We start from the raw sequence: 9647 nt of genomic DNA on the forward strand, positions 1-9647 counted from the left end.
GCCGAGGAGCGGGCGGCTATCGTCGCCCGCGCTCTCGCCGCCGGGGTGGGCCGCATGGTCACGATCTCGACGCGGGTGAGGCGATTTCAGCAGATCCTTGAAATCGCTGAGACTTTCGACGAGGTCTATTGCTCGGTCGGCACCCATCCGCATCAGGCGGCGGAAGAGCTCGACGTGACCGCCGACGAGCTGGTGCGGCTTTCCGACCATCCCAAGGTGGTGGCGATCGGCGAAGCCGGCCTCGACTATTTTTACGACCATGCGCCGCGCGATGCGCAGGCGCAAGGTTTTCGCACCCATATCGCGGCCGCGCGCCGGACCGGTCTGCCGCTGGTCATCCATGCGCGCAATGCCGACGACGACGTGGCGTCGATCCTCGAGGAGGAAACAGGGAAGGGCGCCTTCCCCTTTATCCTGCATTGTTTTTCGTCCGGGCGAAGGCTGGCTGAAGTCGGCGTGGCGCTGGGCGGCTACGTCTCCTTCTCCGGCATCCTGACCTTCAAGAATTCCGCCGAGCTGCGTGCCATCGCCGCCGGCGTCCCGCGCGACAGGCTGCTGGTCGAGACAGACGCGCCTTACCTCGCGCCGATCCCGCATCGCGGAAAACGCAACGAGCCGGCCTATGTGGTGAATACGGCGAAGGTGCTTGCCGAAACCATCGGCGTCAGCGAAGCCGAAATCGCCGATATCACCACCAGGAACTTCTTTCGGCTGTTCACCAAGATGCCGCGTCCCGACATGGCGGCGGGCTGAGGCATGAGCGACCGGCTGCGCTTCACCGTTCTTGGCTGCGGCTCATCGCCCGGCACGCCGCGCATCACCGGCGACTGGGGCAATTGCGACCCCAAGAATCCGAGGAACCGGCGCATGCGCACGGCCGCGCTGGTCGAGCGCGTTGCCGCCAATGGCGCGCGCACCACGGTCGTCATCGACACCGGGCCGGATTTCCGCGAGCAGATGCTGCTCGCTTCCGTCAAGCGCCTCGACGCGGTCGTCTACACGCATCCGCATGCCGACCACATCCACGGCATCGACGATCTGCGCGGCTATGTGCTCGAGCAACGCCGTCGCATCGATATCCATGCCGACGAGCCGACCATGCTGCGGCTGCGCCAGGCGTTCGGCTATTGCTTCGAGACGCCGCCCGGCAGCTCTTATCCGCCGATCGTCGACGCCCATATCATCGACCACCGGAAACCGGTCGTGATCGAAGGCGAGGGGGGCGCCCTCACCCTCGAGCCTCTGCCGCAGATCCACGGCGACATCATCTCGCTCGGCTTCCGCATCGGCGGGCTTGCCTATTGCCCGGATATCAGCGGCTTCCCGGACGCCACCGTCGAGCGTTTGGGCGGCCTCGATATGCTGGTGATCGACGCGTTGCAGTACAACACCCATCCCAGCCACCTGTCGCTCGGCCAGGCGCTGGAGTGGATCGAAAAGCTGGCGCCCAGGAATGCCGTGCTGACGCATATGCATGTGCCGCTGGATTATGCCGTCGTGACGGCCGAGACACCGGAGCATGTGGCGCCGGCTTATGACGGCATGATTGTGGAAATTCCTTATAAATCAGAGCGCTAGCGGCAACTGCTCAGTCGGTGCCGCGCCGGCCATTCGTGCGTTTGGCTGGTAGCTCGAATTTCGTGAAAGCGGCGCCGGCAGCCAGCCCACAGAGTTTGTCGCCAATAGCGAAAGTCGCGGCAATTCCCTGGCCGGCGCCTAGCACTTCAGTTCCATAATCTATCTTATGCGACTTTTTCGTATGGCAGCGGAGATGCCGAAAGCGCGATGTCACATAGCCCTGCTTGCCAACCGCACGAAGCTGTCGCGCATTCGCGCGCCGTCGCCTTTCATCTCAAACACACCTCCATCCGCAAGCGCCTGGACCCGCGACCAGAGCGTGAGATCTCCGCAGTAAGTGCCATCGTCCCACAGAGCGACAAGGATTTTGCCGACCACGTGATTGCATTTCTGCCAGTCTTCCGTCACTTGTGACGCCACCGCTCTATCGAAATACGTGATCGGCTCTGAATGAAGGCCAAGGTCGGACACGACGCGAAAAGCTGCGTTCTCGGTACGAAGCTTTTTCCACAAATCGCGATAAGCCTGCAGCTCCTGTCCGGTCAACGTCGTCTGACGTTCCAAGAGCCGTGCTCTGACAATGCTGTCTGACGGCACGAGCCCGAAGGCTCCTGCTCGCCAGGTCGCGGACTCGGAACGATTGGGCTTGGCCGCGAATTCGACCTCGGTGATGTCGACCACTCGGACGGATGATCGCCGATCCGCCAAACGAACTCGAGGAAGCCGGCAAACTCCAGGGCGTTTCGCCGGCATACCCAGGCGACTGGCGCGATGTCCCTGCCCGTTGCGCGGCTCCAGAAAAGATCGGCCTCTTGTTCGAGGTCCGGACGCCTTTCGAAGCCCAATACGTCTTCCATCCAACGGGCGCGAAGATCGATCGCGGGAGGGTCGACAGGCCCAAAGCTGAGGTCGTCCGGCAGCCCGATGACCGTTTCGTGTCGCCCCATGTGAGCGAGCGCGTGCCGCAAGCTGCCGGCGGCCGACATGTTGAAGACCACGTGCACGACGGGTTTTTCAGGCTTCGTCATCCGCAGGCCTTATTGTTCAGGCCCGGATCAGGCCCTTTGCCGCCAAAGTTATCCGTGTTCCGCCGCCGCTACGATCCCCCTAGAAATAGTCGAGAACCCCGCTGAAGGCGGCTGCGACTGCGACGAGATGGACGAGGACGAGCGTCAGCCATCGAATGCTGCCGCCTGGAGCAACGATTACTCCATAGGCAGGAAACTGTGCCAGAGCCAGCGCCACGGACAGGCTGGTGACAGTTTTGTCGGTCACCAGTGTCACCAGCATGGGTATCGGATAGAGCGCGCGCGCCAGCACCCAGTGGCCATGGCCGGATCCGGCGGAGAAGAGCGCTAGCAGCAAGGCCACCGGCGTGGCGCAGAGTCCGAAAATGAGCCCTGCCCGCCATGAGAACTTCGGCATCATACCTCCGGAAAACGATACGACCTCGAATAACTATCGCAGCCCGATCACTGCAGATCCGACAGCTCATCATCGAGGATCAGCGCCTGCCTGGCCGTCGCGTCGAGCGCGCAGCTGACCATGATGTTGCTCTGGCGATCGGTGTTGACGGTTTCGGCGGACGCTTCCGCCGCGCATCGCGCGTCGCGGTAGGCAATCCAGGCGCGCTGCATCTTGCGATAGCCGTCGCGAGCCTTGGGCTGGGCCTTGGCCATCAGCGCCGCATAGGTCGTGTTGAGACGATCCTCCCACACACTGACCTCGCGGTTGGCGCAATCGATCAATCCGAGCTGCGATCGGCCATCGTCGCTCTCGAAGGAGCACAGCTCGGTCACGTAATTGATGCACGAGGCAGGCTCGTGTCCGGCGAGCTTGACCATGTTGTCGATATGGATGGCCGGCGTCGGCGTATCGTTCACGCCGGGAACGTCACCTTGAAAATCGCCGACATATTTCAGGCATTCGGCAAGTGCTGCCTTGTCCGAGGCACGTAGTTTCTCCCCGGCCGCCGCCGGCGACAAGGCGGCAAGGAGCAAAGCACAAACCGCCAGCATCAGAACGCTTTTCACCGCTGTAGCCCCACTGTGTTGCGCGAGACGGGAATTGTCGCAAAACTCGGGGCCGAAGCAACTACCCTGCCCCAGGCTGCGATCGCGCCGCGGCGCAACAATGAAAGCACCCAGAAAATGACTGCCTCGCCTTCCTTTCTCGGCCTTCCCGACCGCCTCGCCGACGGGCGCACGTTGCGCGCCGTGATCTTCGGAGCCGGTCACGGCACGACCTATCCGGGCCAAGATAGCGGCGGCCATGCCTTGGCAGCCAGCGTCATCCGCGCGGCCAGCCAGGACGATACCCCGCTGATGGAGCACTGGGACTTCGACGTCGGCGGCCCACTGTTTGATGGCGGACCGGCCTGTTGCGTGGACGCCGGCGATGTCTCGACCACCATGCATGACAATGCTGGCAATCGGGCCCGAATCGAGGCGAGGGCGCGTGAGGTTCTGTCCCTGCCGGCCGTGCCGATCCTGCTCGGCGGCGACGATTCCGTCGTCATTCCGTTCCTGGCTGGGTTTGCCGGCCACGGACCAATCTGGATCCTGCAGATCGACGCCCATATCGACTGGCGCGACGAGGTGCATGGCGAGCGTAACGGCTATTCGAGCCCGATGCGCCGGGCGAGCGAGATGGCGCATGTGGCCGGCATGGTGCAGGTCGGCCTGCGCAGCGTCGGCAGCGCACGCGTCGGCGAAATCGAGGCGGCGCGGCGCTATGGCAGCCGCTTCGTCACCGCGCGCGAGGTCCATGCCCACGGCGTCGAAGCCGCTCTTCTGCATATTCCGCAGGGCGCGCATGTCGTCGTCACCCTCGATTGCGACAGCCTCGATCCATCGATCATGCCGGGCGTGGCCGCGCGTACGCCCGGCGGCTTGACGTACACGCAAGCGATCGACCTGATCGCCGGCCTCGGCAAGCGAGCGAGGATCGCGGGATTCGACCTCGTCGAGCTCTATCCGCCCGCCGACATCGACAAACTGTCGGCGCTGACCGCGGCGCGACTTCTCGTCAACGTGATAGGCGCCGTCACTCGGCAAGCCGGCTGATGGCCCTTTGGACTGCCCTTACCCAAGCCCAGAACGAATTTGGCTCCTCGACCGCCTTCTGGTTGCAGAAAGCCGGAACCTGTTTCGCAGAAAATTGAGAAGACCCCCGCGCTGCGACTATCGGATTTCCAACGTTCCGGTCGATCCATTGCTTCATGTTACTTTGTTGTATTGTTGAATCGAAGGCGACTGACCACCTTTTATCGGCGCTGCAAGCATTGTATAATCAGGCTCCACCCATCTTTTACTTTATACTACCTAAGCTGTTGATTTTCATAGCAGTGAGACTAAATCGTCACACTTTATTTTCAAATATTCGACTATGGTCACATCACCGATGGGATTTGGGTGGATCGGAGGAATCAGTGAAGAGACTTATCGCAATTGCCGCGCTGTCAGGACTCAGCGCGACCGCAGCCTCGGCCGCGGACATGACGGCCCCGGTTGCCGGATCGGCCTATGACTGGAGCGGCTTCTATGCCGGCGCGCATATCGGCGTCGCCAATGGCCACATCAAGGCTACGGATATACAGCAGCCGGATGGTGGATTTTTCACCGATATCATCACTCCGGGAGGGCCAGGCTCAGACTTCGGTTTCAGTGATACAAATATCGCGGGTGGCGCGCACATAGGCTATCAGTCCCAATGGAACCAGATCGTCTTCGGCGGGGAAGCGACCTGGACCGCCACCGGAATCGACAAGACCATCACCAGCCCTTACTTCCCCGACAGCGATACCGAGACCGCTAAGCTGAAGCACTACGCAACGGTGGTTGGTCGGGTTGGCTATGCTTTCGATCGCTTCATGGTCTATGCCAAGGGCGGTTATGCTGGCGGTGAAGTCAGCTTCAACGCCCACGACTGTTGTTATGCGAACCGGGGTGTGAGCTACGACCAAAGCGGATGGCAAAATGGCTATGCTGTAGGCGCGGGTATCGACTATGCCCTTACCGACAAGCTGATCCTCGGGATCGACTACACGCATATCGATCTTGGATCCAAGACCGGCACGGGACCGAATGTCTATGATGACAACGGCGAGCACGGCAACAATCCGGAGACTTTCAAGATCAAAGCCCGGGCCGATGCGGTCATGGCGCGGCTGAGCTACAAATTCGGCAACTGAGCCGCTCGACAAACTGGTTTGGATTGGCCCGGCGCTCGCGCCGGGCTTTTCTTTTTAGAAAAACTCATCGAGAAACGCCGCCGCCGCGTCCGAGAGGCCGACGATCTTGTTCGTCGCCTGGCGGTAGAATTTGAAGTTGAGCTCGGTCTCGGGCCGGCCATCCTTCCAATCCTTGAGGCGCTTGAGCTCGCCGCGGCCCAAACGTCTTGTCGCCAAGGCGGTGCGATGGACGCAAACGCTGACCCGCGGCGTCTGCCGCTCGAGATCGGCGCGTCTCGGGACGGGCTCGGAGGATGTCACGACACCTCGCGCGACAAGCCCCTGCCCGCCTTCGTTCTCGCTGGCGAACAGGAAGGCGACGTCGCCTTCGACGATGTGCTTGCCGCCATACATCGTTTTCTGGGCAGCGAAGACGAATGTCTCTGCCTGAGGATCCTTGATTTCGACCTTGATGGCGTATGCCATGCCTCACGAGTCCCGGCTGAGGCTAATCCGATAGCTCAGCACGCGCCGGGCGCCCGGCTCGATCAACATGACACCCGGTTTGTCGGCAAACTCGCCGCCGAAATCGACGGGACTGGCGATGCCGTGCCAGGGTTCGATGCACAGGAACGGCGCGCCGCCGGGCTTGGACCAGATACCCAGCTCGTTGAATCCCTGCCACGACATCTCGACCGCCGGCCCGCGCCCGGCGGCGTAGCGCACGCTGCCGCTCACGGGCTTGTCGAGGATGACAGCGTCGTCGACGAACAGTTTTTCGGAAAGCGGCAGCGTCTTTCCCTCGATGGGCGTCGGTTGCGGGTCCGGCAGCAGCAGGCCATCCTTCAGGCGGCGCACCGGCGCCGGCTCGTTGTCGGTGAACGTCAGCCGATAGGCCTCCTTGGACAGTTCCGGCAGCAGCGGCCAGTTGAACGCCGGATGCGCGCCGATCGAGGCCGGCAGCGGCTGGTCGCCGGTGTTGGTGACCTCGAAGGTCACGCCATGCTGCCGGGGGCTGAGCTCGTAGCCGATGGCCAGGCGAAAGGCGAAGGGGTAGTGCGTTCGGGTCTCGGCGTCATCCGTCAGGACCAATGTGCAGGAAGCCGGCCCCTGCTCCGCCCAGGCAAAGCGCCTGTCGCGAGCAAAGCCATGCTGCGTCATCGGATAGGTTTGGCCGCGGTGCCGCAACTGATCGCCCTTCAACCGGCCGACGATCGGGAACAGGACCGGCGAATGACGGCGCCATGCAGGGCCGGCCTGCCACAGAAGCTCGATGCCGTCGCCATCGCGCAGCGAGACAAGCTCGGCCCCCTGCCCGACAATGGTCGCCGAGATGCCGTCAGCGTGAAGCGTCAGCTGTTCCATTGCGTCCTCGCGGCTGGCTGGTCTGGCCGGCAGGCTAGCAAAAGGCCACGCGTGAACTCAAGCGCGGCAGCCAGATCGCACCTTGGTCGTGGACGCCTTGGTGCGTAATCGACAAGAAAATGGCCGGAGGTTTCCCTCCGGCCATGCCGAGGTCAGCAGTGTTGCCTGCTACGGTCCGGCTTATTCGCGCTCGCCGGTGAAATTCAGGAGCAGCTGGAAGATGTTGATGAAGTTCAGATAGAGCGAGAAGGCACCGAAGACGGCGAGCTTCTGCTGCGATTCCGCGTCGAAATTCTCCGCATACTGTTCCTTGATGGTCTGCGTGTCCCAGGCGGTGAGGCCGACGAAGACGGCGATGCCGATCACCGAGATGGCGAACTGCAGCGCGGTCGAGCCGAGGAACAAATTGACCAGGCTCGCGATCACCACGCCGATCAGGCCCATGATCAGGAAGGACGAGAACTGCGTCAGGTCGCGCCTGGTCGTATAGCCGTAAAGGCTGGTGGCGCCGAACATCGTGGCGGCGATGAAGAAGGTGCGCGCGATGCTGGTCGAGGTGAAGACCAGGAACACGGAGGCGAGCGACAGGCCCATGACCGCGCAGAAGGCCCAGAACATCGCCTGCGCGCCCGAGGCCGACATGGTCTGCATCTTGAACGAGAAGAGCATGACAAAGGCGAGCGGCGCCAGCATCACCACCCATTTCAGCGGGCTGGAGAAGATCGGCACATAGAGCGCCGGCGTCGAGGCCACGAAGAAGGCGACGAGGCCGGTGACGACGAGGCCGAGGCCCATATAGTTGTAGACGCGCAGCATATGCTTGCGCAGGCCCTCGTCATAGACGGCTCCGGCCTGGACGCCGGTGCCCATTCGGTATCCGAGATTGGGGCTGTTCATTTGGTTCTCCTTGGTTCTCAGTAGAGGGTTCTGGCGAGTTTCTCGGCGGCGCGGTCGAGATTGCCGGCGTCGCCGCGTCCGACCACCGCATAGGCGACCTCGCCGATCTGGAAATACGCGGTTGAAATGTCACCGGAGGGCGCGACCGTCGGTTTCACCACGTCGAACGTGCCCGGCCTGATGGCGAACAGCGAGACAAGACCGAGGTCCTTGGTCTCGACCGCCACCTCGACGCTCGGCCCGAATTGCGAGGGATAGACCTGGACATCGCGGATCTTCCAGTCGCCAGGCAGCGACGGCATGACGATTGCGGTGGCGGCGCGGATCTCATCGGCATTGTAGCCCGGCGCCTCTTCCTGCGACGGCATTGTCTCGCGCACCAATGTCGTCCGGTGCGCCCTGACCGCATCCTCGACATAGGCCGGTGGCTGCGTCGAGGCGACCACCTTGGTCACCGCGATCGGTCCGAAGACGCCGTTGGCCAGCCAGCCAGCCGCGACCAGCACGGCCGCGGCCGCCGCCCGCTGCAGCACGGCAAGGATACGTCCCCTGGCAAGCGCCCTTTCCAGCCGCCGCGCTGCTTCCGTGGTGGCCGGACGCGCCCTGCCGGCCGGTCCGGCAAGCGCGACGCGCAGTTCGTCGCGCGTCCTCAAATCGGACATCACGCGCGCCGCCGCTTCCGGGCGCGCGGCGAGGTGCGCCTCGACCTCGATGCGGCGGGCGACATCCAACTGGTCGTCGACATAGGCGTCGAGGTCGGCATCGGTTACGGGGTCGACAATGGCGGTCATTGATCGTCTCCCACGATCCTGAGGTGAGGCCTGGCTTTCGGTGCCGTGCCCTCTTCCATTTCGCGCAGCGCGGCACGCGCGCGGCCGATGCGCGACATCAAGGTTCCGAGCGGGATACCGATGACGTCGGCGGCCTGCTGATAGGACAGCCCTTCGATGGCGACGAGGTGGAGGGCCGAGCGCTGTTCCTCGGGGAGCGAAAGAAACGCCTCCCGGACCTGCGACAGGCGCACCGAATGGTCCTGCGACGCCGGCATGCTCTGGTCGGCGACAAGGCCGGCCTGTTCGATGCGCGCGGCCTCGGAGCGGCGCGAGCGCATGCGGTCGATGAAGATGTTGTGCACGATCGCCAGAAGCCAGGCGCGCAGATTGCCGCCCGAGCGAAAGGTCGCGCGTCGCTCGTAGGCGCGCACCAGCGCGTCATGGACGAGATCCTCGGCATCGGCGCCGTCGCGCGTCAGCGAGCGCGCGTAGCGCCGCAGCGACCCCAACTGCCCGACGATATCGAAGCGTGCCATCGACCGTTTCATGCCCTGTTTACGGAGCATGTAGGGATTTTAATCCCCTGCCCGGCATTTCTTTTCGTGTCGCCGGCACAGCGGAAACCGCTGGCGCGGCGGGATCGATTTGCGTATCACTCCGCCGCCATTGGAGCCTTATCGATGTTCGAGACCCTGCAGCCCGCGCCCGCCGACAAGATCCTTGCCCTGATCGGCCTCTATCGCAACGATCCACGGCCCGGCAAAGTCGATCTCGGTGTCGGCGTCTACAAGGATATCGACGGCAGGACGCCGGTGATGCGCGCCGTGCGCGAGGCCGAGAAGCGGCTGCTGGCGAGCCAGGAC

13 protein-coding genes and 1 pseudogene are annotated in these 9647 nt (G+C 63.2%); 6 read left to right on the top strand and 8 right to left on the bottom strand.

From position 1 onward, the window contains the following. Both EOD07_RS11410 and EOD07_RS11415 read left to right on the top strand, forming a co-directional pair. On the top strand, positions 1 to 753 hold a 753-nt coding region (locus EOD07_RS11410), incomplete at its 5' end, for a TatD family hydrolase (protein WP_164772178.1). Positions 754 to 756: 3 nt separating this feature from the next. Further along, positions 757 to 1578 (top strand): MBL fold metallo-hydrolase, encoded by an 822-nt coding sequence (locus tag EOD07_RS11415; RefSeq protein ID WP_127235523.1) that lies wholly within the window; start codon positions 757 to 759, stop codon positions 1576 to 1578. Positions 1579 to 1788: 210 nt separating this feature from the next. On the opposite strand, the gene EOD07_RS37595 is transcribed toward EOD07_RS11415, so the two are convergent. After that, the gene (locus EOD07_RS37595; protein WP_245470044.1) at positions 1789 to 2259 is read right to left on the bottom strand and encodes a DUF3658 domain-containing protein; all 471 of its coding nucleotides are present in this window, start codon (positions 2257 to 2259) and stop codon (positions 1789 to 1791) included. Between the two features lie 8 nt (positions 2260 to 2267). Between EOD07_RS37595 and EOD07_RS38485 the strand changes: the two genes are divergently transcribed. Continuing rightward, a complete protein-coding gene (locus EOD07_RS38485; RefSeq protein WP_245470045.1) occupies positions 2268 to 2711 on the top strand; it encodes a hypothetical protein in 444 nt (147 codons plus the stop codon). Here the strand turns inward: EOD07_RS38485 and EOD07_RS11430 are convergent. Further along, positions 2686 to 3003, bottom strand: a complete 318-nt coding sequence (locus EOD07_RS11430; protein ID WP_127235526.1) for a hypothetical protein — start codon at positions 3001 to 3003, stop codon at positions 2686 to 2688. The genes EOD07_RS38485 and EOD07_RS11430 overlap by 26 nt on opposite strands. Positions 3004 to 3050: 47 nt before the next feature. Continuing rightward, positions 3051 to 3851 (bottom strand): lysozyme inhibitor LprI family protein, encoded by an 801-nt coding sequence (locus EOD07_RS11435; RefSeq protein ID WP_245470047.1) that lies wholly within the window; start codon positions 3849 to 3851, stop codon positions 3051 to 3053. Between EOD07_RS11435 and EOD07_RS11440 the strand changes: the two genes are divergently transcribed. After that, entirely contained in the window at positions 3795 to 4643 is an 849-nt protein-coding gene (locus EOD07_RS11440) for an agmatinase (RefSeq protein ID WP_348627754.1), read from the top strand. The two genes, EOD07_RS11435 and EOD07_RS11440, sit on opposite strands and share 57 nt — an antisense overlap. A gap of 365 nt (positions 4644 to 5008) precedes the next feature. Continuing rightward, positions 5009 to 5770, top strand: a complete 762-nt coding sequence (locus EOD07_RS11445) for an outer membrane beta-barrel protein (protein WP_245470050.1) — start codon at positions 5009 to 5011, stop codon at positions 5768 to 5770. A gap of 54 nt (positions 5771 to 5824) precedes the next feature. Here the strand turns inward: EOD07_RS11445 and EOD07_RS11450 are convergent, their stop codons facing one another. From EOD07_RS11450 to EOD07_RS11470, 5 genes are all read right to left on the bottom strand, one after another. Continuing rightward, the gene (locus EOD07_RS11450) at positions 5825 to 6235 is read right to left on the bottom strand and encodes a hypothetical protein (protein WP_127235530.1); all 411 of its coding nucleotides are present in this window, start codon (positions 6233 to 6235) and stop codon (positions 5825 to 5827) included. A gap of 3 nt (positions 6236 to 6238) precedes the next feature. Further along, positions 6239 to 7114, bottom strand: a complete 876-nt coding sequence (locus EOD07_RS11455; RefSeq protein ID WP_127235531.1) for an aldose 1-epimerase family protein — start codon at positions 7112 to 7114, stop codon at positions 6239 to 6241. Between the two features lie 180 nt (positions 7115 to 7294). Beyond that, positions 7295 to 8011, bottom strand: coding sequence for a Bax inhibitor-1/YccA family protein (locus EOD07_RS11460; protein WP_040982899.1), 717 nt, complete (start codon positions 8009 to 8011; stop codon positions 7295 to 7297). Positions 8012 to 8028: 17 nt separating this feature from the next. Next, a complete protein-coding gene (locus EOD07_RS11465; protein ID WP_041009323.1) occupies positions 8029 to 8802 on the bottom strand; it encodes an anti-sigma factor in 774 nt (257 codons plus the stop codon). After that, positions 8799 to 9320, bottom strand: coding sequence for a sigma-70 family RNA polymerase sigma factor (locus tag EOD07_RS11470; protein WP_244508406.1), 522 nt, complete (start codon positions 9318 to 9320; stop codon positions 8799 to 8801). Before EOD07_RS11470 ends, EOD07_RS11465 begins: the two co-directional genes overlap by 4 nt. A 144-nt stretch (positions 9321 to 9464) precedes the next feature. Between EOD07_RS11470 and EOD07_RS11475 the strand changes: the two are divergent. After that, a pseudogene (locus EOD07_RS11475) lies at positions 9465 to 9647 on the top strand (aromatic amino acid aminotransferase); the annotation flags it as partial.

Source organism: Mesorhizobium sp. M2C.T.Ca.TU.002.02.1.1 (assembly GCF_003997225.1).